The organism is Leptolyngbya sp. FACHB-1624 (assembly GCF_047649235.1).
Lineage (GTDB): Bacteria > Cyanobacteriota > Cyanobacteriia > Leptolyngbyales > Leptolyngbyaceae > Leptolyngbya > Leptolyngbya boryana.
The window spans coordinates 5,323,447-5,348,962 of record NZ_CP180258.1; the positions used below are offsets into that span (position 1 = coordinate 5,323,447).

At 48.1% G+C, this 25,516-nt stretch carries 26 protein-coding genes; 13 read left to right on the top strand and 13 right to left on the bottom strand.

Features of this window, described 5'->3' with window-relative positions:
• Positions 1 to 36 precede the first annotated feature (36 nt).
• From ACMUEV_RS25345 to ACMUEV_RS25360, 4 genes are all read left to right on the top strand, one after another.
• On the top strand, positions 37 to 216 hold the full coding sequence (locus ACMUEV_RS25345) for a hypothetical protein (RefSeq protein ID WP_017286310.1): 180 nt from the start codon (positions 37 to 39) through the stop codon (positions 214 to 216).
• 5 nt (positions 217 to 221) lie between these two features.
• Positions 222 to 899, top strand: coding sequence for a class I SAM-dependent methyltransferase (locus ACMUEV_RS25350; protein ID WP_017286309.1), 678 nt, complete (start codon positions 222 to 224; stop codon positions 897 to 899).
• Positions 900 to 927: 28 nt separating this feature from the next.
• Positions 928 to 1,854, top strand: coding sequence for a ribokinase (gene rbsK / locus ACMUEV_RS25355; RefSeq protein ID WP_190647107.1), 927 nt, complete (start codon positions 928 to 930; stop codon positions 1,852 to 1,854).
• Positions 1,855 to 2,100: 246 nt separating this feature from the next.
• Positions 2,101 to 2,496 carry a response regulator gene (locus ACMUEV_RS25360; RefSeq protein ID WP_017286307.1) on the top strand — a complete coding sequence of 132 codons (396 nt, stop codon included), beginning with the start codon at positions 2,101 to 2,103 and terminating at the stop codon, positions 2,494 to 2,496.
• Positions 2,497 to 2,504: 8 nt separating this feature from the next.
• Here the strand turns inward: ACMUEV_RS25360 and ACMUEV_RS25365 are convergent, their stop codons facing one another.
• From ACMUEV_RS25365 to ACMUEV_RS25385, 5 genes are all read right to left on the bottom strand, one after another.
• The gene (locus ACMUEV_RS25365; protein WP_017286306.1) at positions 2,505 to 3,251 is read right to left on the bottom strand and encodes a superoxide dismutase; all 747 of its coding nucleotides are present in this window, start codon (positions 3,249 to 3,251) and stop codon (positions 2,505 to 2,507) included.
• Between the two features lie 163 nt (positions 3,252 to 3,414).
• Entirely contained in the window at positions 3,415 to 4,731 is a 1,317-nt protein-coding gene (locus ACMUEV_RS25370; protein WP_190647106.1) for an ATP-binding protein, read from the bottom strand.
• A gap of 39 nt (positions 4,732 to 4,770) precedes the next feature.
• Positions 4,771 to 5,520, bottom strand: a complete 750-nt coding sequence (locus tag ACMUEV_RS25375; protein WP_026148415.1) for a proteasome-type protease — start codon at positions 5,518 to 5,520, stop codon at positions 4,771 to 4,773.
• A gap of 139 nt (positions 5,521 to 5,659) precedes the next feature.
• Positions 5,660 to 6,223 (bottom strand): TIGR04376 family protein, encoded by a 564-nt coding sequence (locus ACMUEV_RS25380; RefSeq protein WP_017286303.1) that lies wholly within the window; start codon positions 6,221 to 6,223, stop codon positions 5,660 to 5,662.
• A 50-nt stretch (positions 6,224 to 6,273) separates the two neighbouring features.
• Positions 6,274 to 7,311, bottom strand: coding sequence for a type II secretion system protein N (locus ACMUEV_RS25385; RefSeq protein ID WP_190647105.1), 1,038 nt, complete (start codon positions 7,309 to 7,311; stop codon positions 6,274 to 6,276).
• A 247-nt stretch (positions 7,312 to 7,558) separates the two neighbouring features.
• Between ACMUEV_RS25385 and ACMUEV_RS25390 the strand changes: the two genes are divergently transcribed.
• Positions 7,559 to 7,693, top strand: coding sequence for a hypothetical protein (locus ACMUEV_RS25390; protein WP_277880178.1), 135 nt, complete (start codon positions 7,559 to 7,561; stop codon positions 7,691 to 7,693).
• Here the strand turns inward: ACMUEV_RS25390 and ACMUEV_RS25395 are convergent.
• Entirely contained in the window at positions 7,664 to 8,251 is a 588-nt protein-coding gene (locus ACMUEV_RS25395) for a Uma2 family endonuclease (RefSeq protein WP_190647104.1), read from the bottom strand. The two genes, ACMUEV_RS25390 and ACMUEV_RS25395, sit on opposite strands and share 30 nt — an antisense overlap.
• A gap of 148 nt (positions 8,252 to 8,399) precedes the next feature.
• Between ACMUEV_RS25395 and ACMUEV_RS25400 the strand changes: the two genes are divergently transcribed.
• The 6 genes from ACMUEV_RS25400 (at position 8,400) to ACMUEV_RS25425 (ending at position 12,580) form a co-directional block, all read left to right on the top strand.
• Positions 8,400 to 10,907 (top strand): toll/interleukin-1 receptor domain-containing protein, encoded by a 2,508-nt coding sequence (locus ACMUEV_RS25400; protein WP_190647103.1) that lies wholly within the window; start codon positions 8,400 to 8,402, stop codon positions 10,905 to 10,907.
• Between the two features lie 272 nt (positions 10,908 to 11,179).
• The gene (locus ACMUEV_RS25405) at positions 11,180 to 11,452 is read left to right on the top strand and encodes a papain fold toxin domain-containing protein (protein WP_415354796.1); all 273 of its coding nucleotides are present in this window, start codon (positions 11,180 to 11,182) and stop codon (positions 11,450 to 11,452) included.
• Positions 11,377 to 11,865, top strand: coding sequence for a hypothetical protein (locus ACMUEV_RS25410; RefSeq protein ID WP_190647102.1), 489 nt, complete (start codon positions 11,377 to 11,379; stop codon positions 11,863 to 11,865). The genes ACMUEV_RS25405 and ACMUEV_RS25410 overlap by 76 nt, the downstream gene beginning before the upstream one ends.
• A gap of 32 nt (positions 11,866 to 11,897) precedes the next feature.
• Positions 11,898 to 12,095, top strand: a complete 198-nt coding sequence (locus ACMUEV_RS25415) for a hypothetical protein (RefSeq protein ID WP_190647101.1) — start codon at positions 11,898 to 11,900, stop codon at positions 12,093 to 12,095.
• Entirely contained in the window at positions 12,092 to 12,358 is a 267-nt protein-coding gene (locus tag ACMUEV_RS25420; protein ID WP_190647100.1) for a hypothetical protein, read from the top strand. The genes ACMUEV_RS25415 and ACMUEV_RS25420 overlap by 4 nt, the downstream gene beginning before the upstream one ends.
• A 15-nt stretch (positions 12,359 to 12,373) precedes the next feature.
• Complete coding sequence (locus ACMUEV_RS25425) at positions 12,374 to 12,580, top strand: HNH endonuclease (protein WP_190647099.1); 207 nt, start codon at positions 12,374 to 12,376, stop codon at positions 12,578 to 12,580.
• 84 nt (positions 12,581 to 12,664) lie between these two features.
• On the opposite strand, the gene gndA is transcribed toward ACMUEV_RS25425, so the two are convergent.
• The 3 genes from gndA to ACMUEV_RS25440 all read right to left on the bottom strand — a co-directional run bounded on the left by gndA (position 12,665) and on the right by ACMUEV_RS25440 (position 16,135).
• Complete coding sequence (gndA, locus tag ACMUEV_RS25430; RefSeq protein ID WP_190647098.1) at positions 12,665 to 14,182, bottom strand: NADP-dependent phosphogluconate dehydrogenase; 1,518 nt, start codon at positions 14,180 to 14,182, stop codon at positions 12,665 to 12,667.
• Positions 14,183 to 14,400: 218 nt separating this feature from the next.
• Positions 14,401 to 15,237, bottom strand: coding sequence for a hypothetical protein (locus ACMUEV_RS25435; RefSeq protein ID WP_017286294.1), 837 nt, complete (start codon positions 15,235 to 15,237; stop codon positions 14,401 to 14,403).
• Between the two features lie 154 nt (positions 15,238 to 15,391).
• Entirely contained in the window at positions 15,392 to 16,135 is a 744-nt protein-coding gene (locus tag ACMUEV_RS25440; protein ID WP_190647097.1) for a histidine phosphatase family protein, read from the bottom strand.
• A 118-nt stretch (positions 16,136 to 16,253) separates the two neighbouring features.
• On the opposite strand from ACMUEV_RS25440, the gene ACMUEV_RS25445 reads away from it, so the two are divergent.
• Positions 16,254 to 16,592 carry an NAD(P)H-quinone oxidoreductase subunit M gene (locus ACMUEV_RS25445; protein WP_017286292.1) on the top strand — a complete coding sequence of 113 codons (339 nt, stop codon included), beginning with the start codon at positions 16,254 to 16,256 and terminating at the stop codon, positions 16,590 to 16,592.
• 103 nt (positions 16,593 to 16,695) lie between these two features.
• On the opposite strand, the gene ACMUEV_RS25450 is transcribed toward ACMUEV_RS25445, so the two are convergent.
• The 3 genes from ACMUEV_RS25450 to ACMUEV_RS25460 all read right to left on the bottom strand — a co-directional run bounded on the left by ACMUEV_RS25450 (position 16,696) and on the right by ACMUEV_RS25460 (position 21,916).
• Entirely contained in the window at positions 16,696 to 18,636 is a 1,941-nt protein-coding gene (locus tag ACMUEV_RS25450) for a peptidoglycan D,D-transpeptidase FtsI family protein (RefSeq protein WP_242044196.1), read from the bottom strand.
• Positions 18,637 to 18,638: 2 nt separating this feature from the next.
• A complete protein-coding gene (locus ACMUEV_RS25455) occupies positions 18,639 to 19,028 on the bottom strand; it encodes a hypothetical protein (protein ID WP_017286286.1) in 390 nt (129 codons plus the stop codon).
• Positions 19,029 to 19,186: 158 nt separating this feature from the next.
• Positions 19,187 to 21,916 (bottom strand): GAF domain-containing protein, encoded by a 2,730-nt coding sequence (locus tag ACMUEV_RS25460; protein ID WP_190647096.1) that lies wholly within the window; start codon positions 21,914 to 21,916, stop codon positions 19,187 to 19,189.
• Between the two features lie 146 nt (positions 21,917 to 22,062).
• Between ACMUEV_RS25460 and ACMUEV_RS25465 the strand changes: the two genes are divergently transcribed.
• Complete coding sequence (locus tag ACMUEV_RS25465; protein WP_415354694.1) at positions 22,063 to 23,178, top strand: quinone-dependent dihydroorotate dehydrogenase; 1,116 nt, start codon at positions 22,063 to 22,065, stop codon at positions 23,176 to 23,178.
• A 59-nt stretch (positions 23,179 to 23,237) separates the two neighbouring features.
• Here the strand turns inward: ACMUEV_RS25465 and ACMUEV_RS25470 are convergent, their stop codons facing one another.
• Entirely contained in the window at positions 23,238 to 24,833 is a 1,596-nt protein-coding gene (locus ACMUEV_RS25470; protein ID WP_190647095.1) for an NAD(P)H-quinone oxidoreductase subunit 4, read from the bottom strand.
• Positions 24,834 to 25,516: the final 683 nt, after the last annotated feature.

A 25,516-nucleotide genomic window follows, 5' to 3' on the forward strand; every position in this document is an offset into this window, starting at 1 on the left:
TAGAATCTTGACATCACGAATTTGAAGGATTCCGGTATGGTAAAGCTATTTCTATTTGTCGCCTTAGCGGTTTATGTCGTCGGTGTCTATCGCTTTTGGAAGGGGTTTCGCCGCACCAACTTTAGCCAAGGCAAAATTTATTTAGCACTGCTGTGGCCCGCCTTAGTGTTTAATCGGTCTTATCGTCAAAATTTCACCCGTGCATTGAAAGGTTAAAAACATTGAGCGTACAGGATTGGAGTCCACGAATTGTCGCGATCGCCGAACGCTTTAATCGCGAGTATCGAGGAGAGGCGTTTGATTTGCCCGCCGAAGTTGAAGCGATGCCGATTTTTCGCGATCGAGTCGCGGGAACGCTACAAGCAAAAGTGACTTCTCCATTTTGGCAACTTGCTCAGCCGCAAAAAAATCAACGCTGCTTAGATATCGGCTGTGGCGTTGGTTTTTTTGTCTATAACTGGCGCGACTGGAATGCTTACTACGCGGGACAAGACGTGAGTAAGGTCGCCTGTGACGCGATGAATACTCGTGCCCCCCAGTTAAACTCAAAGCTGTTTCGAGGCGTGAAACTTGGGGCGGCGCATCAGTTAGAGTATGATGCGGCTCAGTTTGATCTGGTGGTTTCGACTGGGGTCAGTTGCTATTCAGATGTGGATTACTGGCAGTCGGTTGTGACGGAAGTGAAACGAGTGCTCAAACCGGGCGGAGTGTTTGTGTTTGATGTGCTCGATCCGGATGCCGCTTTGGCTGAGAGTTGGGCAATTTTGGAGACTTATCTGGGTACAGAGGTCTTTTTGGAATCGCTCGCGGATTGGAAGAAGCTGATCCAGTCCGAAGGAGGCAAGATTGTCAAAACGCTCCCCGGAGAGCTATTTCAGTTGCATAAAGTGACTTTTTAGAACGCTTCAGAATTCAGCAGGCGCAATTATGTCTCGACCTATTTTCACCTTCGGTAGTATCAACATGGATCTCGTCGCCCGAGTTCCAAAATTACCCAAGCCTGGAGAAACCCTAACTGGGTATTCATTCTCAACTGTTCCGGGTGGGAAAGGCGCAAATCAAGCGGTTGCAGTTGCAAAACTGGGTGGCTCCAGTCAGATGGTTGGGCGAGTTGGTGATGATGCGTTTGGACAAGAATTGTTAGCGAGTTTAAAAGCGGCTGGAGTGCAAAGCGATCGCATTTTCATCGATCGTTCAACCTCGTCTGGAGTTGCCATGATCGCGGTAGATGACCGGAGCGAAAATCACATCATCGTGATTCCCGGTGCGAATGGAAACGTCGATCAATCTGACCTCGATCGCTTAGTGCTGACGGATTCGTCGATTTTATTACTCCAGCTTGAAATTCCGTTCGAGATCGTTCAAACTGCGGCACGTTCTGCCAAAGCAATTGGGGCAACTGTCATTCTTGATCCTGCTCCTGCTCCTGCCGTTTTTCCCGATGAATTGTACGGTGCGATCGACATCATTACCCCGAATGCCACTGAAACAGAACAGCTTGTCGGATTTCCGATTCATACTCAAGCGGATGCCGAACGAGCCGCCGAAATTCTGCAACAGCGAGGAACGAAGACCGTGATTATCAAAATGGGCGCTCAAGGTGTCTATTGTGCAACCGAAGACGATCGCTTCTTTATACCAGTTTTTCCGGTTGTAGCAATTGACACCGTTGCAGCTGGAGATGCATTTAATGCGGGGTTAGCAGTCGCGTTAGCTGAAGGGCATTCAATGCGGGAAGCAGTGCGATGGGGAGCGGCATCGGGAGCCTTGTCAACGACAAAATCTGGCGCGCAATCCTCACTGAGCGATCGAGCAACCCTAGACGATTTCTTGCGTAAACAAACAAAACCCTGAGTCAAATTTGACTCAGGGAAGGCTTTTGACTACTGATCAAATATCGATAATCAAATGTTTATATAGAGAGGAGAGTAGATAAAATCAAGTTTAGAAAAATTATTTAGACAGAGGCTCTAGCTTGGGAGAGAGCTAACTTGTTTTCAGTCTAGAGATAGAAGCGATGAACTATCGTAAGGCATAGGTTAGAGATTGTCTTCAGATCGGGAGTCCCTCTGAAGCCCATTTTCCGTAGGTTGACCATACATGCAAACCCTGGCGCAGATGGATATTTTAGTCGTCGATGATGATCCCGATACCAGGGATTTGCTTCGATTCATGCTTGAAGATGAAGGTGCGATCGTTACCGTTGCGCCCAACGCGAAGGAAGCATTATCCCTACTTGAAAGAGAACTTCCAAAGCTATTAGTCAGTGACGTTGCGATGCCTGAAATGGACGGCTTTGAGCTAATCGGACGGGTGCGCGAACTCCCCAAAGGTGAAACGCTTCCTGCGATCGCGCTGACTGCTTATGCGCGTGAAGAAGACCGCCAGGCTGCGCTCAGATCCGGATTTAATGACTACCTGACTAAGCCCGTTGATCCTTTGGAACTCATCCGGCTGGTTCAGCAATATTGCTTAGCTTTCCCGCCGGATGCTTAAACCGATGATTACTTTCTCTGCGCTTGCGCGTAGCGTTGATTGACTGCTTGCCAATTCACAACATTCCACCAGTTGGTTAGATATTCTGCGCGACGATTCTGATACTTCAGGTAGTAAGCATGTTCCCAAACATCATTGCCTAAAATCGGATAGGCATTAGGATTGCTCATCAGGGGATTATCTTGGTTTGCGGTTGAAGTGATGCTGAGCTTTCCTTGGCGATCGCTGACGAGCCACGCCCATCCACTGCCAAAGCGATCGGCTCCAGCTTTATTGAACTGTTGTTTAAATGCATCAAAACTTCCGAAGGTTTGATCAATTGCTTTTGCGACAGCCCCAGTCGGTGTGCCTCCAGCTTTTGGAGCCATAATCTGCCAGAACATCGTGTGATTGACATGTCCGCCGCCGTTGTTGCGAATCTTCGTCCGAATTGCCTCCGGAACCTGGTTGAGATTCTGAATTAAACTATCAACGCTCTGCTTCTGAAGGTCTGGATAAGCCTTTAGAGTCTCATTAATGTTATTCACATAAGTTGCATGATGCTTATCGTGGTGAAGTCGCATCGTTTGAGCATCAATGTAAGGCTCTAGGGCAGCATAATCGTAAGGCAATGGATCAAGCTTTGCGGGGGAAGCACTCAACTGTGGTGCTGCTGAGGGAGCCGCATCGACTTGGCTATTAGACTGACAGGCAAAAAATAATGGAACTAGCAAACCGACGAAAAGAATGAGGATACGTCTGAAAGTTGTTTGCATAAGAATCTCTCTATTCCTAGAATCACTCAGACAATACCATAGGCGATCGGCAACTTCGTCCTGATGTGACCTCGCTTTACAGTCCTAATGAAATCGTCATAAGCCCTCTGTCTTAGGGCAGTTGAAAGCTTATGACGGTTCCTGATAGAGCATGTCCCGTATCTCAAAGCGTGAACTCAGCAAACTCATCCTGTTCGGTTGACGTTGGCGGAGTTTGATACTTCTGAGTTTGAATCAATTCGCTCAAGGTCAAATTCGGATTCTGCTGCATCAAGTTCAAAGCAGTCATGAAATCGCGAATAATTTCACCGGGAGTGAGGCGCGTCTCAGTTCCGATCTTTCCGCCGCGAACTGCACTGATAAAGGTTGAAATTTCAGAAGCAGTGAGTTGCTTTCGCATCTCGTAATGATTGAAAAATACGATCGAGATTCGCTGCAAAAGTAACTGCAATTCTGGTTCACTTAATGCCTCTAATCGAATCACAGGCGCACTCGTATCTGCTTCATCGGATTGAATCACGCGACTTTCAGCGGTGCGACGTTGCCAAGCTGGATCGCTATACAATCCGCGTCTGGGATCTTCGAGAAATTGAGGGGTTCCTCCGATCAAGGTTCCAAGATGGCTGACTTTCCCTTGCATCGCATCATTGAACATTGCTAAAAGCTTGTCATAGTTATTTTGACGTGCGATCGCGGTTGAAATCTTCGACAAATGGATGACTTCATCCAAAATGATAATCAGTCCTTTATAGTCAATGTCTGCTGCAAATCGAGCGATCAGCTTCACATAGTCATACCAAGAATCATCATCAATAATGACTCTCACACCCAAAGCTGCTTTTGCTTCGGTCTTAGTGGAAAACTCACCGCGTAACCATCGCATCGCTGATTCTTTTTTGGCTTCATCATTCGATCGATAGCCTGTCCAGTAAGCAATGATCACAGTTGCAAAATCAAATCCATTGACTAAATCTGCAACATCTTGTGTCACTAAGCGAATCTGAGCTTCTACCTGTTGATCGAAGCCTTCATCACTCGGCTTCATGCCGGTGTCCTGAGCCACCTGTGCCTGAATGGCTGCAATCCAGCGCTCTAGAATGAGGGTGAGCGCGCCGCCTTCAGGTCGGCTTTTCGTTGCCAAATTTCGCATCAATTCGCGGTAAGTTGCAACGCCTGCGCCTTGACTGCCAACTAACCGTCGATCGGGTGTGATATCTGCATCTGCAACAACAAATCCCTGTTCCATTGCGAGATTGCGAATCAATTGCAGGGTAAAGCTTTTCCCGGCTCCATATCGTCCAATCACAAATCGAAATGCGGCTCCGCCATTTGCCACATGCTCAAAATCCTGCCGAATGGCTGCAATCTCTTTTTCTCGTCCGACTGCAATATGCTCTAAACCGACACGTGGCACAACTCCTGCACTCAGAGCATTGACGAGAGCAGTGGAAACGCGCTTAGTAAGTTTAGGTTGAGACATAGAGAACCAAAGAATTTCAGAAATTCACAGTAACACTAATTATGTGTCCCCGTTCAAGTAATGCTGCCAATCAATGTTCGGCATCTGCTCAAACGCTTCGTTGAGACATTTTCCCCATTGTTGGCGAATCTGAGTTAAGTAAGGTGCATCAATGTTTAAGCTCAAGCGATATCGAACTTTGAAACTATTCGCCTCATACATGACTAAGTTGATGGGCGGGCCGACTGAGATGTTAGAAATCATGGTCGAATCGATCGATAACAGCGCACATTTCGCGGCTGATTCGATCGAGGTTTCAAAGGACAAGACACGATCGAGAATCGGTTTGCCATATTTCGCCTCGCCAATCTGCAAAAAAGGCTTTTCTTTCGAGGCTTGAATGAAATTGCCTTGACTATAAATCATGAATAGTTCTGGCTCTGAACCGCGAATCTGTCCGCCGAGGAGCACGGTGCAGTTGTAATCAATGCCATCTTTCTCAAGCCAGGGGCGATTTTGTTCCTGCACTTGACGAATCATGTTGCCGATATACCGCGCAATTTCAAACATGCTCGGCAATGTGTGCAGGCTGACTTCTGCTTTTGCGGTGATGTCTTGCTGCATTAAAGTCAAAGCGGACTGCGTGATCGACAAATTGCCAGATGTGCAGAGCAAGATGGTGCGATCGTTGTCGATCGAGAAGTCAAAGAGTTTCCGATAGGTCGAAATGTAATCGACTCCCGCATTCGTTCGAGAGTCTGCCGCCATTACGAGTCCTTCTTTTGTGAGAATCCCAAGGCAATAAGTCATACGGGTAGAGTAAAAAGTCTATTAGCACTACTCTACGATGAAGTGGGGAGTGGGGAGTGGGGGTGTTCCTTTAGTAGCTTCCTACTCCCTACTCCCTACTCTTATTTAGCATTTACAACTGCAAACAGAATTCCTCTCCCTACCTCCCCATCTTCCGCTTCATCTCCTCCAACTCTTCCTGCGTTTCCCACTGCTGAAACTTCTGCTCTAACGGGTCATCGATCTTAGTTGCACTCTGATTCCAGCCATCGACTGCCCAGCGTTGTGAAGCTTGAGCGGCTTGGGTTGCTTTCACCTGTTTGATCTCAGTCTGCAATTCCTGCCGCCGAATCTGAATCTTTTTCTGTAACTCTTCTGTCTGCTGAATCCGTTCTTTGAGAACTTGCATTTGTCCCCATTTCTGATTGCCTTCGCGTAAGAGCGAAGCTTCATGTGCCTCGGCTGGTTCTGCTAAATCCTTGCGTCCTGCTGTTCTTGCTTTCTCAATTCGCACATGCCAGCGCTGAATTTCTTGCGCTGTCGTCAAAATTTCTGCTTCGACTTGTTTTTCTCGCAACCGCAAATCTGCTAACAATCGGCGCGTTTCCTGTTCTTGTTCATACAGCTTCTCTTCGAGTGCTTGTAATTCAAGCTGCGGATTGTTCTTCAAAAACTCATCGATGCGAGTTTCTAGAAAACGCCCAAGATCGTCGAACAAACCCATAAACTGCTCCAAGAGAAAGGGACAGAGGAAGAATTCTCCCCTGCCCTATTCTAAAGTTTTTGTCCGATCGAGAGCGATCGAACCTCGCCATTCCGTCGCACCGTGACGTAATTATTGTCAATATCGACGACGCTCCATCCGCTCGACCCAATGCTCTCACCAATGTAATAGCGCTGAGTCACACCATTCATTTCAAATAAAATTGCAGATTGGGTGGGGTCAGTGGCGATCGCGATGCCGCGTAGTAATCGCTGAGGTTCTGCTGCTGGAGCTTGACTCGGCAGGATGACTGGAGCCACTGGAGCGTTTGGTTTGGTTGCTAAGGGATTACTGGCTGGATTGATCGATAAACGCTCTAGCGCAGAAGAAAGCCGAGAGAGAACTTGGTTGAGTTCTTGCGGATTTTTACTGACGGCTGTGCCAACGGGCATCGGACTGGAAACAGAAGGAACATTGATCACGACTGGCGAATTGAGTTTGGATGCAGTGGGATTTCCTGCAACTGCAACCGGAGGAAGACTATTTTTAAGGGGTGTGAGATTTGTCGGCTTATTTGCAGCTTTGCGATCGATAGCTTCGAGCGATCGCTGCATGTATTTTGCAAATTGGGCGTTTGTATCTTTCGCAGGTGTTTTAATCGTGGTGGAAGTTGCGATCGCAGAGGGTTCTTGGGTCGCGATTGTGAACCATCGCCGAATTGTTCCTCGTTGAATCAGCCACGCTGAAGCGGCAGCGATTGCCGTTAAGCCGAATGCGATCGTCAGAAATTTCAGAAGTCGATTGCTGTGAGGCTTGAGCGGTTCTGCTGCGATCAGTTCATCCATTTCGGGCATGGAACCTGCCGAATTCCATTGAGGGAGGCGGGGCAGGGATGCTGTGGAACGCGGCACGATCGAGGAAAGTGCGGGAGGCATGACGATTTCGGGTGATTTCTGCGGTTGCGCCCGAATGGGTTCAGGTGGGGGAACGCTGCCGGAGAGGAGATCTTCCACATCCTCAAACAAATCATCCATGAGTCGATCGGCGTAGGCATCGACTTGAATCGAGGGTTGAGTTGCAACGAGTGCGCCGCTGATGTTTTGAGGCATAGCTTTGAGTGCAAGGGCGGATATGTGGACTTTCTGGAAACCAGAACAATGGGATCGATTTTCAGTAGGCGATTTTTTGCCACGATCGTGGGTTTCACGATCGGTTTTTCGAGTAAAATCTTCGATTCCGGTCGTACTACGTGTTTGGAATTATACTCACGAACTTTTTTGACGGCGCAGTTCTGATTCACGATGCCCGGATTCTACGGAGATCTGGTGCGATCAGTGGGGAGTGGGGAAGTGGGGAGTGGGGACTCTAAGCGCGATTTGCTCGATCGAAAAGGTGGCCCGTTATGAGGCGGGAGGGGCGATCGCGATTCGACTGTTGCAGATTTGGGGGATTGGGGGTGGGTTAGTCGTCTGTGAAGCGATCGACGGTTAATTCAAATCCTGGGAGTACGTCTTCGCCTGAGAGAATTGTGGGGAGTGGTTTCACTTCTTTGGCTTGTCCTTGGCGGTAGATTTCGACTTGTTGATCTTGTGGATTGAGTAACCAACCGAGTCGGACTCCGCTTTCTAGGTATTCCTGCATTTTTTCTTGCAGCGTCTTCAGATCATCAGTGGCAGAGCGCAATTCGATCACAAAATCGGGTGCGATCGGGGGAAATTTTTTGCGTTGGTCTGGAGTGAGGGCTTGCCATCGAGACGATTCGACCCAGGCTGCATCGGGAGAGCGTTTCCCGCCTTTTGGAAGCTTAAATAAAGTAGAGGAGCTAAATACTTTTCCTAACTGGGTCTGTTTGTTCCAGAGATATAGCTCTCCTCCTGCATCCATTTCTCGGCTGCCACTTTCTCCGCCAACAGGTGACATAACGATTACGACTCCTTTTGCATTCTGTTCGATGTCCCATTCGGGATTGTGGAGGCAGAGTTGGTAAAACTGCTCGTCGGTGAGATGAACATGGTTGAAATCGAGTTTGAGGGGAGACGTGAGTTCCATATTGCAGTCCAAAGGTTGGTGCAAGAAAGAGGATTCTTTTATCGTACTTCTGAACTGGTGGGGTCAGGAGATTGACGCGGCTTTACTTTGCGGAAATTGTTTCATTCTGTGAGTATAAAAGAGAGATCTCCCGGTTGGATGTTTGATTATGCAGAATGAGACGACTGTGCTTGATTCTCCGCCGCTGATTTTCATTTGCTATGCGCGCAAAGATAATCAGGATGATGCCTTCAAACGCCGATCGCTGGATCGACTTCTCGACCATTTGAAGCCATTGCAACGGCAGAGAAAGGCGAGGATTTGGTGTGATCAGAAGATTGATCTGGGAACGCAGTGGGATGACGAGATTCATACGGCACTGAGTTCGGCAAGGGTGGCGATCGCGTTAATGAGTCCTTCGTTTTTTGCGTCGGATTACATTTGCGAGAAAGAGATGCCGAAGATTTTTCAGCAGGTCGATGCAGGAGAGACGATATTACTGCCGATTTTGTTGAGTCCGTTTGATTTGGCATCGGCTGAGGTTGGCTACTCGGATGCTCAGGGTCAGAAAAAGTTCAGATCGCTGAATGATTTTCAGGCGGCGAATGGGATGGAGAAGCCGCTGATCGGATTGCCGGAGCATGAACAGGATGCGGTGTTGCTGCGGGTGGCACAACGGGCGCGGGAGATTGTGAGCGGAAAAAAGTCTGAGGTTCCCATCGGTGGGGAACGGGGAAAACATACACCGAGTAATTTACCGCGATCGCAGACGGAAACATTTGTGGGGCGGGAGGTGGAACTGCGCGAGATTCACGATCGCGTGCAAGATGAAAGTCGGTTGGCGATTTTTGCGGTGTCGGGGATGGGAGGGATTGGCAAGACGGAATTGGTGTTGCAGTATGCAATGCGGTATCGCAATGCGGGGATTTATTTGGGGGCGGTGTGTTGGGTGAATGCTCAACAGGAGATTGGGTCGCAGATTTTGGGGTTTGCTCGATCGTGTTTGGGGTTGCAGTTGCCGGAGTTTTCTGATTCGAGTGAGTTGGTGGCTTGGTGTTGGCGGCATTTTCCAACGGAGTCGAGTCTGGTGGTGTTTGATAATGTGCTGGATTATGCGGATATTGAGAGTTTTTTGCCGCCTGTTGAGGAACGGTTTAAGGTGCTGCTGACGACGCGATCGCGGATTGAAAGCGAGTCGGTTTCGGTGTTGTCGATCGAGACTTTGCTGCCGTTGCAGGCGTATCGATTGCTATATGAAACGGTTAAAGATGAGCGTCGGTTTGATCGAGAGCAAATACAAGCTGCTGAACTGTGTGAATGGGTGGGAGATTTGCCACTGGGGATCAAATTAGTCGGGAAGTTTCTGAAAGTCGAGCCGGATTTGTCGATCGTGGAACTGCTTGCCGAGCTAGAAACAGAGCGGTTAAAGCAGGATGGCATTAGTCAGATCGAAACGGTCTTTGAGTTGAGTTGGGAGAAGCTGAACGCGGCTGAACGACAGTTGGCGATGCTGTTGGGGACGTTTGGGAAAGCAGCGATCGCGTGGGAGTTTGTCGATCGAGCGGTGGAATTTTGTCGAGAGGAAACAGCGTGTTTGTTGCTGGAGCCAAAGGCGTTGCGGCGAGGACGAAGAAGGTTAGTTGAGTTGAGTTTGCTTCAGCGATCGGGAGAAAACCAGTATCAAATCCATCCGCTCTTGCGGGAGTTTTTTAGAAGCAAGGTGACGCAGGAGGAACAGCGATGGATCGCAACGGCGGTGGCGATGGTGATGATTGGAATTGCGAAAGAAATTTCTGAAACTCCGACGCTGGAGATCATTGGCGCGGTGAGTGGGGCAATTCCACATCTGCAAGCGGTGGCAGAAGACCTGATGAAGTTGAAAAGTCGGGAAGAATGCGGCATTGCAGAGGATGACGATCTGACTTGGGTGTTTACTGGAATTAGTCGGTTTTATAAAGGTCAGGGACTTTATGCAGATGCTGAGCCTTGGTCTGCTGCGGAGTTAGCAGTAGCACGATCGCTGTTGGGAGAGCAGCATCCTGATGTGGCAACGAGTCTGAACAATTTGGCAGGATTGTATCGGTTGCAAGGACGGTATGAGGCAGCGGAACCGCTCTACCTGCAAGCGTTGGAATTAAGTCGAACGCTGTTGGGAGAGCAGCATCCTGATGTGGCAGGGAGTCTGAACAATTTGGCAGGATTGTACGAGTCGCAAGGACGGTATGAGGCAGCGGAACCGCTGTACGTGCAAGCGTTGGAATTGTATCGAACGCTCCTGGGAGAACAGCATCCTGCTGTGGCAACGAGTTTGAACAATTTGGCAGGATTGTACGAGTCGCAAGGACGCTATGAGCTAGCCGAACCGCTTTATATTCAAGCGTTGCAAATTGACCAACAAGCATTAGGGCAAGAGCATCCCGATTTTGCAATTGCCTTGAGCAATCTCGCAGGACTCTACACAACACTAGAGCGCTACGCAGAAGCAGAGCCATTGTATCTCCAAGCGATCGCTATCTTCTACGATCGACTGGGAGAAGCGCATCCTTACACGCAAGGAGCTTGGCAAGGATTTATCAATCTCTTAGTTCAAGTGCTACAAAGCGATCGAACCTCCGAACTCTCGGATCATCCAATGACACGATCGATCCTTCAACAACTGCAAAGCGCATCAGAATAAAGAAAGGTTGCCTCGCTTCCCGGAAGATTCGCAGAACGTAAAGCAGCGATCGCACCACAAGTTAGAAACAACAATAAAATCACGCATTGAACGGCAGTAACACCCTATGCGATAGTCATTGAGTATCGATCGCCTCAGAGGAAAGACCCATCGAACCCAATGCAGAACAACTCTAGCAGGTTTATGCGGGCACTCCGTGAAGCGAAGCTACCGCCAGTCAATATCAAAACTTAGAATGTGTCGAATGTGCAGAAGCCCTGCAAACCTATCTCATTACTCAAGGCATTCGAGGTCAGAGAATCGAACTATACACAGGTAAAAGCATCGGTCAAGATAGCTATATCTATGATGACAGCATAGGAGGCGATGCCATTTCAACCAACGGCTATCATACAGGTATCCTCATCTTGATTCAGAACCAAGAAATCGTTTTCGATAATCATCATCCCGATGGATTGGAGCGAACAAGATGGCTGGCAAACCTCATGTTTCCCAGTCGGCTGCACTTGGGTCAGCCCTTTCAAATCATGGAAACACCCTTTTAGAGGAACATGTCATGTCAGAACTCCAAACCCCTCGCTTTTCCCCTCAAAACGAATACTTACATCAAATTCTCCAAGACATCCAGACCCGACCTGGAATGTATTTAGGCAACTGTTCCATCACTCGACTCAGAGCCTTTCTAGATGGATACAGCAGCGCCAGGGCTGATCTAGGCTTACCTGAAACCGAACAAGAAAAAGCATTCAACGAATTTCAAGCTTGGATTCAAAAGCGCTTTAACATCACCGCAGCCCAAGGCTGGGACAGAATCATCCTCGCTCACTCAACCAATGAGCAAGAAGCTTTAACTCAATTTTTTGAGCTATTTCAGCAATTCCAGCAAGAAACCCTTGCGATCGCTCAACCCAGCAACAAACCTATCAATTCCTCGCACTCTAATCCCCAAGTGGCATAGTCAATATTAGAGCGCAAACCGAAACAGAGCCATTGTATCGACAAGCAAACCCTCCGAGAAGTAAAGCGATCGCCATCTTCTACGATCAACTGGGAGAAGCCCCTTTACACTCAACAGACTTGTCGCCAAGTAAAGCAGCGATCGCGGTTTTGAAAAGAGCGATCGCAAATTTCGCCAGTATGATCGATTTACACCTGCTTAAATCGCCCGTATACGATCGCCGCTTATGACAAACTCTCTCATTCCTGCCCTACGAACTCTCCCCAACGCACTTCCCATTGATGGAGCCGTGCGTTTAGAACTTGAAGAAGGCATTCCCATCTTCAAAGCCTCCGAACTCGTTCAAACCCGTATCGAAACCCTACTCAGCAAACAGCAAACCAGCGAACTTACCCTAGAAGAAATTCAAGAACTCGACAGTTACGAAGAAATGGACGACTATCTTAGCTTTGTCAATCGCACCCTTCGCAACCTGCACCTCACACAAAGCTAGAATTCTGCGATCGTAATGTCATCTCGTAACAAACTCTCACCCGAACTTCAGCAACAGATCCGCGAACGCGCTAAATTCCTATGCGAATATTGCCACGCTTCAGAAAAATGGCAATACGTGCAATTCACGATCGATCACATCATCCCAATTCGCCAAGCTGATCTTGCAATTGGAAGACATCCACCCCTACAAGATGCGATCTTGAAGGAATCGCTACCCTAATCTTCAATCGAAAAGGTCGATCGAGAAACCTCGATCGACCCTTTTTTGCAGACGTTCCCAAGCTAGATGACTCAGTGTAACTGACTAACGATTAGTCTGCACTTCTTTTATCTCAACATCATCCGCACTTGGACGTGGCTGATCCGCAACCAACTTCTGCGGAGTCGAAAAACTCGAAGCCGACTCCTGCGCCAAAGCCGTCCATTCCGTGTGGAATACACCTTCTTTGTCCGTCCGCAGATAAGTATGCGCCCCAAAATAATCGCGTTGTGCCTGCGTTAAATTTTGTGGCAAGCGATCGCGACGATAACTATCGAAATAATCCAGCGACGCACTAAACGCCGGAACCGCAATTCCATGCCGTGCCGCCGCCATAATCACCTCCCGCCAAGCCGATTGACGATCGAGAATCGTCTGCCTAAACTCCGGAGCCAACAGCAAATTCGGCAGCGTCGGATTTTCGATAAATGCGTGCTGAATCTTACCCAGGAAGCCCGCCCGAATAATACAGCCGCCCTTCCAAATCCGCGCACATTCCGCCAAATTCAACTCATAGCCATAGTTTTGTGACGCAACATTCAGCAACGCCATCCCTTGCGCGTAAGAACAAATCTTCGAGCAATACAGCGCATCCCGCACCGCATCGATAAACGTTTTGCGATCGCCCTCAAACTTCGGACTCTCATAGCTCAACTGCTGCGAAGCCTCCATCCGCTCCGTCTTATAAGACGACATAATCCGCGCATTCACCGCAGCAATGATCGTCGGGATCGCAACCCCCAATTCCAACGCATCCGTCACCGTCCAGCGACCCGTTCCCTTCTGCCCCGCAGCATCCAGAATCAACTCAACCAAAGGCTTCTGAGTATCGGGATCAAAGACTTTGAAAATATCTGCGGTAATTTCAATCAGATACGAATTCAGCTCAGGAGTCTCATTCCACTCCATGAACACCTGATGCAACTCGTCCTGAGTCAATCCGCCCACATTTTTCAGCAAATCATAGGCTTCTGCAATCAACTGCATATCGCCATACTCAATGCCGTTGTGCACCATTTTGACGTAGTGACCCGCGCCACCTGGCCCAATGTAAGTCACACAAGCTCCGTCATCCACCTGAGCCGCAATCTTCGTCAAAATCGGCTCTAGATATTCATAAGCCGTTCTCGTTCCCCCCGGCATCAAGCTTGGCCCATTTAACGCGCCTTCTTCACCGCCGCTCACGCCCATGCCAATGAACGTAAACTTAGCCGCTTCGAGTTCGCGTGCCCGCCGCGCTGTATCGGTAAATAAAGAATTACCGCCATCAATGAGAATATCTCCTTCATCCAATAGCGGTTTCAGCTGCTCGATCATCGCATCCACAGGCGCACCCGCTTTCACCATGATCAAAATTTTGCGCGGACGCTCTAATGAAGCGACAAATTCTTCGATCGTATAAGTCGCCTGAACATTCTTGCCGCCTGCCCGCTGTGCCATGAAGGCATCGGTTTTTTCGCGGCTGCGATTATAGACCGAAACTGGGAATCCGTTCCGCTCAACGTTGAGCGCGAGGTTCTCGCCCATCACGGCAAGACCAATTACACCAAAACTTTGTGCCATAAAAATTCTCTGCTAACTCTGTAACAGCCAGAAGCAACCGTTCCTTCAACGGTAACTCGATCGCACTTAGAGTAGCCTGGAAGATTACATTAAGACTCTGGCTCAAGAATGATTGAGTGCGATCGCAACATTGCTTGAGCAAAGCATCTCAATCAAAAATGGCACTGTATGCAATTGTTGCAATTGTCAACAGCCTCACATAAATTGCGAACACAAAATTATTTTAAGTTCCGCAGAGCAACTTCCTGGTTTTTACGGTAAGCCTGAGTTCGATTTTTAGCGACATCCGCACGAGCATGATTGTTCGGAACTTCAGACATCAACCGTGAAGCCGTTCCCCACATATCCGCTACTTCTTGCCACTGAGCCGGGGTTTTGGCATCTTTACTCGCTTTGGCTGCTCGTTCTGCAACTCGGACTGCGGTTGCAAAGGAGTCACCATCTTGCTTAATACTGCTTTTCCAGGTTGCTTGAGGAGAATCTGCTGCTTGTGGAGGCTGCCCCGGCAGAATCTTGCCGCCGGTCATGGCATAAACCCCGAGTCCCGCCAACATCAAGCCTGCCGTCAACACCACTCCACCCAAAATCCCGCGATTGAATTGCCGTTTCTCGCGTACAGCTTGGGGAGAAAGCGTTCGGGGCAGATCATCGCGCTCACTGAACGTCTCTCGTAAATCTTGAAACATCCCTTTAATTGGGTTCGGTCGTCGCAGCGCAATCTCTTGTGCCCAAAGCAACTGCCCATCGGGATCGCGATTGATTTCCTCAAACCAAAGCAACTGCTGCTCGCGCACAATTCGACAATTGATATTGACTCGTCGCACATTGCGCGGCGAAATCGACTCGAGAATCTTGCGAATGCGCTCGGTAAGGGCGGCTCGATCGAGCTGTTCCGCAGTCGCCGCTTCACAGAGCAGTTGCAAAACCCCGTTTGCGAAAATCGCACGAGTTCTTACGCCTGAATCTGAAAGCTTATCATTCAGAACTTGAATGATCGCTGCAACGCTCCCTTGATGAGCTTGCCTGTAGATATCGTTGACCGGACTTACAATCATGAGGATTTATTAGTAAGTAAACGAATAACCCTGACTCGGAAGGCTCTACGATAATATATCTCGTGTTTTGGTAATTAGAGCAAGCATAACTTTCAAAAAGGACATTTTTTTGTCTAAAAAACGCAATTCTGACCGATATCTTACGTCAGTATTTCTAATGTAAATGACGCGAATCATTAAACCGACGAATTTGCCATAAATCTGTATTGAAGCGATTCTGATTTTGCAGTTCCCATCGCGATCGATCAATCCAAAACTCAAACAGGGCAGTATTGTGTGCCCGTAATCGCCAAGATCTATCGCTTCCTAGTAATTGAGCGATTAAGTGTTGCAAAATCCAGCTATGGCTAACAATCCAAAGTTGATCCCCATCGCGATGACGCTGCATAATTCGATCGAGAAATCGTTTCGCTCGATCGCGGGCATCGTATAGCGTTTCTGCTTCTGGAATCGGAATCCAATCCGGCGAACTTTCCAGTTTTCGACACAAATCTGGATAGCGAGTCTGTGCTTCTGCCCAAGTTAACCCTTGAAAAATTCCGTTCTGAAATTCTTTTAATTCTTCTGCGTGTTCGACTGGAATTGTTTTTGGGCTCGTCTCGTCTGCTTCGATTGGGGTTTCGCTATCTGGATCGATCAAATCGCTCACCGCTGCGGGTAGATGCGGCACTTGAAAATAGGAGAGTAAAATTTCCGTCGTTTGCACTGCCCGTTTGAGCGGACTGGTATAAACGTGCGAAGGTCGCCACGATTCAGTCCGAAGAGTCTTGGCAAGGCTCTCTGACTGTTGCCGACCCAGCGGAGAGAGTTCGTAATCGCCGTGACCTTGCATCCGTTTTTCGATGTTCCCGATCGATTGAGCGTGGCGGATAAATAGGAGTTTGAGGACTTTCGACATGAGAAATCAATTCTTAGGGGCGAGGAAGATCGATGGACAGATTTGAGGCGATGAAGATTTTTCGCAGGAAGTGCATTTACAATGCTTAAAGCAGGTTATACGAATCTTAGGTCAGCCTATGTTACTCAAGTCCACAACTCGCCACATTCATATTTTTACGGCAGAAGTGCAAAATAATGAGCTAGTTGAGAGCGATAAGGTTCTGACACTAGACGTTGATCCCGACAATGAGCTGCTGTGGAATCAAGATGCACTGCAAAAGATCTACAGCAAGTTTGATGAACTGGTTGAATCTTACAGCGGCGAATCGCTAACCGACTACAATTTGCGCCGAATTGGGTCAGATTTAGAGCATTTAGTGCGATCGCTGCTTCAAAAAGGCGAAATCTCCTACAACCTAGAAAGCCGCGTATTGAACTACAGCATGGGTCTTCCCCAGGTAAAACCGGAAGAATAAGCAGATTGCATCGGCTGCCACACTCAATCTGATAGGGAGATAGAGCACAATCTGAGTCTGGTTCTCCCTACTCCCCACTCCCCAAAATTCATAGAGTTGACGACTACGGTGTCGCCGCTGGATTCGGCACAGGATTCTGAATCGCATTCGGCGCAGGTGCATCCGGCTGACTTGGAGGAATCTTGTCCGCTGTAATTAACGCCTCCATCACCGCTTTCACAATCGGGGCTGCCACTGTCGAACCAAATGCATCTTCTCCTTTTGGCTCATCAATGACTGCTGCTACTACATAACGCGGCGCATCGATCGGGAAAATACTCACAAAACTCGTAATCTTCGCGCCCTCAATATATCCACCATTCGGACCTGCCTTCTGCGCGGTTCCCGTCTTCCCACCAATCCGATAATTCGGAATTTGTGCGGCTTTCCCGGTTCCGTTTTGCACAACCGATTCCATCATTCGCAGTACGGTTTGCGTGGTCTGCGGCGAAAAGACTTGTTTCGGCTCAGGCAAGGTTGCCCGCCAGTAAGGTTGTCCATTCTCATCAAATAACCCTTGCACCACATGCGGCGTTAACAACTTGCCGCCGCTGGCAAGAATGGCTTGTTGTTGCACAAGCTGCATGGCGGTGAGCGAAAATCCTTGACCAAAAGAACTGGTTGCCGCATCAACCGCAGATTCAGAGAAAGTTTTCTGATCTTTAAGTTGTCCTGCTGTTTCAAATGGCAAATCAATTCCGGTCGGTTTTCCTAAACCAATTTTTTCCAACCAAGCGTAATAGGTGGGGCGAGGCATTTGCTGCACAATTCTCACCATGCCAACATTGCTCGAATGCTCCAAAATCTGAGTAATCGTGCTGGGTCCGCGTGCCCCTGCGCTGGAGTAGTCAAAATTCTGAATCGGCCATCCGTCAATTTGGGTTGCCCCTTCATCGTTGATCACTTGATTCGGCTGGATCGCACCTGCTTCTAGCGCGATCGCAACATTCAACGGCTTAAACGTTGATCCTGGCTCATACAAATCCGTCAATGCCCAGTTCTTAAACTGCTCAACTTTTGCTTTGTAGAATTCATTCGGGTCATAAGACGGATCAGACACTAACGCCCGAATCCCTCCATCTCTGGCATCCATCACAATCACAACCCCGCGCTTTGCCTTGAATTTCTTCAACTGCGGTTGCAGGGCTACAAGCGCAGCGCGTTGAATTCGGCTATCAATCGTTAATTGCAAATGCAAATTATCTGACTGTAAAAATCCGCCCGGGATCCGATCTGGCATCATCACACCAGCCCCTGTCCGGCTCAATCGCACCGATTTTACCGATCGCTCTAAAAGATTACTATGCGTATATTCAACACCTGCCTGTCCAATGCGATCGATATCCAAATACCCAACGACATCGGCTGTGAGATTTTGCTGTGGATAAAGGCGCTGCTGTTGTTGAGCAAGTTCTAATCCGTCGATTTGCATCCCTTGAATGCGATCGGCTGCCGCTTCAGAAATCGCATATTCGACGCGAACCCCACTTTCTGCTGAATTAAACCGTTGCAATAATTCGCCCGGGGTCGTTCCGAGAACACTAGAGAGTTGGGTGGCAATTTCCGTTTTCGGAGCTTTAAAGGCGATCGGGTGTGCGTAGAGGGTATAAACCGGACGATCGATCGCTAACGTATTGCCATTGCGATCGCTAATCGGGCGACGGGGGACAAAGGGGCGTAAAAACGTCGTTTGTTGCGATCGCGCTTGCTCCAACAAATCAGGAGCCTGAAACACCTGGAGTCGAACGAGATTTAAGGCTAATAGTCCTGTTGCACCGACGAGAATTGCCCAGACGATAAAGAGGCGACGTGCGCTGGGTTTTGCTTGAGCCGTCCGGAATCGTTCTACCCAATGATCCGCAAATCGCCCGAATGCTTGTGCGGTTGCAGAAGAGTCAAAAACACGTTCATAGGCTTGTTCCACCATCAACGGCAGTTTCGATCTCCGTGGGTTGGGCGTTGGGGGACGATGAGGTGAGGAGGTGGGCTTTCCTCGTTTTGACATAACTAATATCCTATGGGAGCAACGGGCGAAGCTTGCGAAGAGGGAGCAACAGCATTATCGGGACGCATCGGAGCCGTTTTGAGAAAAATCATATTTTCCGGTTTAGAAGGCACTAGACCCGCACCGGGACGAGCCGACTGATCAGCAATCTGATTTTTAAGAACTTCTCCACTTTCAGTGATTTGGCGTTCACTGCGGCGTAATTGTTCTAGTTTGCTGTATTCTCTACCCCAGAGTTGCTGAGAATACACTGTCCAGCCATAAACAGCAAGTACTGAACCTGCCAAAACAAATGTGGCAATCACTGAAGCCTGCTGAGCTAGAAGCAGCGATCGCAACCATTGAGGGGGTTTTTCCTGATTCGGTAATTGCCGCAGAGATGAATGGGACACCGAACCTAATTTTTTTGATCGTCTAGAATTCAGTGCCGTAGCCATACCACCCTCACAAGTCAAAAGTCTTTTAGGTCGAACTCAATTCAAACCTTACAGCGAACATTGTATCGGGAGTTTTAGTTTGTGAAGACTAAAGTCTATGAAATTCCGTAATCCTACCCGATTGATAGTACTAATCGACTCATAATGCGCCCATCTTCCAATTTGTAAAGGTTGAATTCCGATCCCATTTGCTGCATCAAAGATTGGCAAATGGCTAGATGCAATCCAGGGACTTTATCTAAAGTCGAAGGAGCAAGTAAGTCTACAGCCCGTCCAGCTTCTAGATCTTCGACGAGACGCGGCTCGACCGTGCCATCATCGGTAATTGCAATCTCTAACCACTGTGCGTCAATCGGCCGACACCAGATGTCAATCCGTCCTCCTAGATTGGCTCGCTGGCAGGCAATTAGGAGCAATTCATACAAGACCAATTCAATCTTAGTAATGTCTCCAAAGACCATCGGATTAATCTCATGATGAACTTGTGACCAGAGTTGACGTTGTTTGATCAGATGATCGACGCGATCGAGGGCGCGTCTAACTAATCCAATCATTTGAACGGTTTCGTTTCTCACGGTTAATTGCCACTGTTCATCCCGGATGACTTGGCGTGCAGGTTCGATCGCGTCCTCGATTTGACGCACAAGTTGGGTATGGCGTGGAGTTGTTTCTGGGAGTTCGCTTAGCTTGGACGCGCTAAATTTCACCGTGCGATACATGTCTTCTAAACGCCGATGCTTATACCAGCTCAGACGTTCTAGCCGTTCGCGATCGCGCTTTAAACTTTCCGAGATCATCAAATGGCGACGTGACCAAGCGAGCTGTGCGACCAGCGTATTCAGTACTTGATGTTCTCGATCAATCCACTGCCGCCCCAAACTATCCGCCACCAGTAAAATTCCGGTCGGCTCATGCTCTGGCGCAGTGCGGAGTGTAATGGCGAGGAGCTGACCGATTCCGGGAGCATTTAACCATTGGCGAGTTTCAATGGGAATTTCATCGATCGAGACTGGTAGAACTCCCTCATGAGCGAGGACGCGGTGAAGAAAGGTATCCGTCTCGAGCGAGACTTTCATCACCGGATCAAGATTGAATTTGCGCTCCTGATTCGATTGCACAATTCGTCCAACCCGTCGCCCTGCTGACCAAGCCACCAAAATCGCTAATGGCGCTTCTAACGTCTGACCAATGTATTGCAAAGCTGACTTTTCCAGCAAATCCAGATGCTGGGTTTGCTGAATCGTGGTCAATCCCCATTGAATGGTTTGATAAATTTTCTGCTGTTGTTCATTTTGCTGCTGCAACTTCCACTGTCTCAGGACAATCCCAATCTGCTGAGCAACAATCTTGGTTAATTCGCTTTCTACTTGGCTCCAGACTCTGGGAGCTTCATGTGCCAAAATCACGAGTCCTTGGATAGATTGACCGGGTGCTGTATTACAAACTAACAGCGATCGTACTCCCATTTCGAGGAGGGGCGTTCTCCAAGCTGCAAATCGCAAATCATCTTCTAAATTCTCAATCGCGATCGCATCGGTCGATTTCTCTAACATTTGCCAATCAATCGGACTTAATGATGCGAACCAAGTGGGTAATGTTTTCTTATACTTCGGCTGGATCTGATAGTGAACTTCAAATGCATCGTGATCAGCGCTATAGCTCAAAGCCAGCACCCGATCAATTTTCAAGCGTTGAATCAGTAGAGCCGCAGCATTTTGTAGAGCCGTTTTTCCATCGCTGATGCTGTAAATTGCTTGAGCAACTTTTGCGGTCAACGCCTGATCGAGTTTGATTTGCTCGATCGTAGCTTCCATTTCTTCGAGTGGAGATACCAGCGCGATCAGTTGTGCGGCTGCTCGAATCAACTGTTTTTCTGCATCCTGCCACACTCTCGGTTCATCACTTTCTGCGGCAAGAAATCCTAAGAGTTCATCTTGGTACAAAATCGGCGCAGCAATTAGCGATCGTGCTCGAATATATTCCATGACACGCATGGTAAGGTGAGCTTTGACCATTCCCATCGATTCACCGATCGCAATCACCTGATCTGCTTTGAGTGCCTGATAAAAGCTGCTCATTTCTTGGACTGTTAACCCTGCGGTTTGATCGCTCAAACGTGTCCCTTTTTGACTCGTTGCTCTGCGCCAAAAACACCGATGAGTTCTTTCAAACCAATACACACTCGTTCGCGCAGGCTGAATGAATTGCTGCGTCTGATCGATCACCCGATCCAATCGCTGGTCAAAGTTTTTAAGAAATCGCAGTTCTTCTAGCATTGCCAGAACTGGGCGATCAATGGGTTTAATTTGCTGCTTTTTGAGTTCTACTTCTGCGGTTTCTAGCGTTGCAGCAAACTCACCTAATGCGATCGAAATCAGCGATCGCTCGTCAGCTTTTGGAAAATTTCCCCATAGCCGCGAGCCTAAAATGGCAACTCCATGACACCGATCTTTAAACGTAATTGGAAAAATGATCGTGCCTTGAATATTTGCTTTTTCAGCAAATCTACGCCATTCATTTGCTCGCTGCTCTTCTCTGAGATCTGGAAGGGTCAGAGGTTTTTGCTGGATCACTGCCTGTTCAAGAATATCGCCTGCTGTCAGTGAAAATCGCTGTTTGAGCAGCGGCGAATCTGAAATCGGGCTTTTTCCCCCTTTACCAATTAAACGATGTTCGGTACGATCGTAAAGTCCGATCCAAACGAGATCGAACATGAAACAAGTATTGAGATAGAGATAAATCGTTTCGATCGCGACAGTCTTACCCTCACGTAATTGTTGCAATACACGGCTGAGGGCAAGTAATTGATGTTGGGATTGTGTTGTCTCTTTCGAGTAACCCATGAGCGATCTGTCGGGGGATAACACGGACAGGCACAGTTGCCTACTCGCTCTTTAGAGTGCCCGGAGCGAATTGGTTTTGCACGATATTCCACGCTCAAAATGCGCTACTGTAGCCTTGCTCTCTTGTAAGAACTGATTTTTTTACCGTGTCAGATTTTTATCGATCGATGCTGCGTCCGGTGCTGTTTTCTGGGTTGAAAGCTGATCCGGAATTTCTTCATTCTCAGGCAATGCGATCGCTCTCGTGGCTCAGTTCACCGGAGCAAAGCTGGTTGCGATCGTATTTAGAACGCCTGTATGGATATACCTCGCCTCAGCTATCTCAAACGCTTTGGGGGTTGAATTTTCCAAATCCGATCGGACTTGCGGCAGGCTTTGATAAAGATGGCGTTGCAACCAATGTTTTACCTAGCTTTGGCTTCGGGTTTGTAGAAGTGGGAACCGTCACCTTTCACGCTCAACCGGGAAATCCGCAGCCGCGATTGTTCAGATTAGTCGAAGATTTGGCGGTTCTCAATCGCATGGGCTTTAACAATCAAGGAGCCGCAGCGTTACAAGAACGGTTGCAAGATCGAGTGTCTAACATCCCGATCGGAGTCAATTTGGGTAAGTCGAAAATTACTCCACTAGAATCCGCAGCAGAAGATTATCTGAGTAGTTTTCGCTTACTCAAAAGTCTAGGTGATTACTTTGTCGTGAATGTGAGTTCTCCGAATACCCCAGGCTTACGATCGCTGCAATCGACCGACCAGTTAGAGCCAATTCTGTCGGCGCTGCAAACTGAGAATCAATCGGAAAAACCTTTGCTGGTCAAGATTGCACCAGATTTAGCAACAGAAGATATTGCTGCGATCGTTGAACTCGCTCAGCGATATCAATTGGCTGGCATTATCGCAACGAATACCACGATCCGACGAGACGGTCTGAAGACTCAAACGATTCGAGGCAATGCGATTCAAGATGAAGCAGGCGGAATTAGCGGCGCACCTGTGAAAGCGCGATCGACGGAAGTGATTCGCTTGATCTGGGAACAAACGCAGGGCAGCTTACCGATTATTGGAGTCGGTGGTGTGTTCTCAGCAGAAGACGCTTGGGAGAAAATCACGGCTGGAGCAAGTTTGATTCAGGTCTATACAGGCTGGATTTATGAAGGTCCAACCATGGTAAAGCGGATCTTGCGGGGATTAGAAGAAAAACTTCAGCGATCGGGATTTGCAGATTTAAAGTCCGCGATCGGTTCAGCGCATCAGGTCAAACAATAGCGACAAAAAAAGCCTGGGTAAAAACCCAGGCAACGAACATTCTTTGAGGGAACTCTTTCTTACTTGATCATGCCCAACAGTTTGGGCTGAGCAGCAGGAATTTGCGGTGCTGCTAATCCAGGCAAGGAAACCATTTGCTGTGCAACAACCGGAACCGCATTGCGAGCATTCTGAGCGACCTGAACCGTTTTCGCATCGTAAGTCTGCGTAATCAGTTTTGGATACAGACCAATCGCAATGATGGGGACAATCAAGGAAGCGGTAATAAACAACTCTCTAGGGTTCGCATCTAAGAAAATCTCTTTGACTGCTTTGCCTTCTTTGCCGTAGAACATTTCACGCAACATTGAGAGCAAATAGATCGGAGTCAAAATCAAGCCTACCGCAGCGAGTAAAAGCACAACGACTTTGAATGCTGAAGTATAAGCGTCGCTGCTGGTGAAACCGAGGAAGATAGCTAACTCACCCACAAATCCGCTCATTCCTGGCAGAGCGAGAGATGCCATCGAACAAATCGTGAACAGGGCAAAGGTCGAAGGCATTTTTTTCGCGAGTCCACCCATTTCATCCATATCCAAGGTGTGAGTCCGATCGTAAGTCACCCCAGCCAAGAAGAAGAGAGCCGCAGCAATCAAACCGTGGGAAACCATTTGCAGAACTGCTCCGCTCATACCCAGTTCGGTGAACGATGCAATCCCCAACAACACAAAGCCCATGTGCGAAATCGAAGAGTACGCCATCCGACGCTTCAAGTTTCGTTGAGCAAAGGAAGCCAATGCACCGTAGATAATATTTACAATTCCGAGAATCGCCAGAATCGGAGCGAAGTAAACGTGAGCATGAGGCAGCATCTCCATGTTCATCCGAATCAGCGCATACCCACCCATCTTCAGAAGTACACCCGCCAGAATCATTGAAACTGGAGCAGAAGCTTCACCGTGAGCATCCGGTAGCCAAGTATGAAGTGGGAAAATGGGCAGTTTGACACCGTACGCAATCAAAAATCCAACGTAAGCCAGTAATTCAAAGGTCAGAGAATAGTCTTTCAGTCCTAGCTCTTGCATGTTGAAGGTGAAGTTATCACCGTAGAATGCCATCGACAGTGCCGAAACTAGAATAAAGATCGAAGCTAATGCGGTGTAGAGGATGAATTTAGTTGCAGCATACAAACGCTTAGGCCCACCCCAGATAGCAATCAGGATGTAGACGGGAACCAGTTCAACTTCCCATAACAGGAAGAACTGAATCATATCTTGAGCACAGAACACCCCAATTTGTGCGCTGTACATAATGAGCAGCAGAAAGTAGAACAAGCGGGGCTTATTGGTAACTTTCCAGCCTGCCAGCATGGAGAGTGTTGTGACCAGAGCCGCTAGAATGACGAGCGGCATTGAAATGCCATCGACTGCCAGTGTCCAGTTCACACCGATTTGGGGAATCCAGGCGTAATTTTCGACGAGCTGAAAATCCGGATTTTGGAAATCGTAGTGCTTCCAAAAAGCATAGATTGCGAGAACGAGATCCGCCAAACCGACACCTAAGCCATACCAACGAACCGTTTTACCCTGTTTATCAGGGACAAGGGGAATCATGAAGGAAGCGACAAGAGGTAGGGCGATAATGGCCGTTAACCAAGGAAATGAAGTACTCACCATGACATCAGTGACCAGTTTGTAGAGAGATCAGAGGGGGATCGGTGCTTTAAACCGTTTAGACTCAATCCGCTAAAGTTGCCCGATTCAAAAAGCGAGGCTACGGGCGGCGGGAGTCGTGGCGGCGGGGTAATGTCTCAATAGTGAGGCGGCGGTCACAATTCCCACGATCAAACACTTGTAAGGTGCTTGGCGGATCAAGTTGTAGAAGGGAGGAATGTCCAATGAGGATTTCTACCTACTGGAATCATTCTACCCCGGTTTTATTAAGTAAAGTGAACTTAAACAACAGAATGTAGAGGTTTTTGGATTGGACTATCAGATGGTGGAACATAGAATCCCTCTATCTAAAGAGATTTATCAACTGAACATTCTGAATCTTCTCAATGATTCAGAGCACTTTCGGATTGAAGTGGTTGCCTTTCTGAAACCTTTACAATCGTTCACATTATAGTAAGCCGCTGTTAAATATGACAAAAATTTAATAATTGGCTGAAGTACTTACATAGCAAAGGTTTTCAAGAACTTAATAAAAAAGTCACGGAATTCCGTGACTTCTGGCGGTTGAATTCGCGATCGAACTAAAGTCGGTAGATTTAACTTTCAGGCGATGAATGATTTTGCATCCTCCATAAGGATTGACATTCAACGTTCCTCTACCCATCGAGATCCTGGGCTAGAGAGTT

Excerpts from the sequence above, each read along its gene's own strand:
- rbsK (WP_190647107.1), top strand. The coding sequence starts at position 928 with ATGTCTCGACCTATTTTCACCTTCGGTAGTATCAACATGGATCTCGTC.
- ACMUEV_RS25440 (WP_190647097.1), bottom strand. The coding sequence starts at position 16,135 with ATGTCGAAAGTCCTCAAACTCCTATTTATCCGCCACGCTCAATCGATC.
- ACMUEV_RS25400 (WP_190647103.1), top strand. The coding sequence starts at position 8,400 with ATGCAGAATGAGACGACTGTGCTTGATTCTCCGCCGCTGATTTTCATT.
- ACMUEV_RS25345 (WP_017286310.1), top strand. The coding sequence starts at position 37 with ATGGTAAAGCTATTTCTATTTGTCGCCTTAGCGGTTTATGTCGTCGGT.
- ACMUEV_RS25360 (WP_017286307.1), top strand. The coding sequence starts at position 2,101 with ATGCAAACCCTGGCGCAGATGGATATTTTAGTCGTCGATGATGATCCC.
- ACMUEV_RS25435 (WP_017286294.1), bottom strand. The coding sequence starts at position 15,237 with ATGATTGTAAGTCCGGTCAACGATATCTACAGGCAAGCTCATCAAGGG.
- ACMUEV_RS25425 (WP_190647099.1), top strand. The coding sequence starts at position 12,374 with ATGTCATCTCGTAACAAACTCTCACCCGAACTTCAGCAACAGATCCGC.
- ACMUEV_RS25395 (WP_190647104.1), bottom strand. The coding sequence starts at position 8,251 with ATGGAACTCACGTCTCCCCTCAAACTCGATTTCAACCATGTTCATCTC.
- ACMUEV_RS25380 (WP_017286303.1), bottom strand. The coding sequence starts at position 6,223 with ATGGGTTTGTTCGACGATCTTGGGCGTTTTCTAGAAACTCGCATCGAT.
- ACMUEV_RS25460 (WP_190647096.1), bottom strand. The coding sequence starts at position 21,916 with ATGGGTTACTCGAAAGAGACAACACAATCCCAACATCAATTACTTGCC.
- ACMUEV_RS25385 (WP_190647105.1), bottom strand. The coding sequence starts at position 7,311 with ATGCCTCAAAACATCAGCGGCGCACTCGTTGCAACTCAACCCTCGATT.
- ACMUEV_RS25375 (WP_026148415.1), bottom strand. The coding sequence starts at position 5,520 with ATGACTTATTGCCTTGGGATTCTCACAAAAGAAGGACTCGTAATGGCG.
- ACMUEV_RS25445 (WP_017286292.1), top strand. The coding sequence starts at position 16,254 with ATGTTACTCAAGTCCACAACTCGCCACATTCATATTTTTACGGCAGAA.
- ACMUEV_RS25470 (WP_190647095.1), bottom strand. The coding sequence starts at position 24,833 with ATGGTGAGTACTTCATTTCCTTGGTTAACGGCCATTATCGCCCTACCT.
- ACMUEV_RS25365 (WP_017286306.1), bottom strand. The coding sequence starts at position 3,251 with ATGCAAACAACTTTCAGACGTATCCTCATTCTTTTCGTCGGTTTGCTA.
- ACMUEV_RS25450 (WP_242044196.1), bottom strand. The coding sequence starts at position 18,636 with ATGTCAAAACGAGGAAAGCCCACCTCCTCACCTCATCGTCCCCCAACG.
- ACMUEV_RS25370 (WP_190647106.1), bottom strand. The coding sequence starts at position 4,731 with ATGTCTCAACCTAAACTTACTAAGCGCGTTTCCACTGCTCTCGTCAAT.
- ACMUEV_RS25410 (WP_190647102.1), top strand. The coding sequence starts at position 11,377 with ATGGCTGGCAAACCTCATGTTTCCCAGTCGGCTGCACTTGGGTCAGCC.
- gndA (WP_190647098.1), bottom strand. The coding sequence starts at position 14,182 with ATGGCACAAAGTTTTGGTGTAATTGGTCTTGCCGTGATGGGCGAGAAC.
- ACMUEV_RS25420 (WP_190647100.1), top strand. The coding sequence starts at position 12,092 with ATGACAAACTCTCTCATTCCTGCCCTACGAACTCTCCCCAACGCACTT.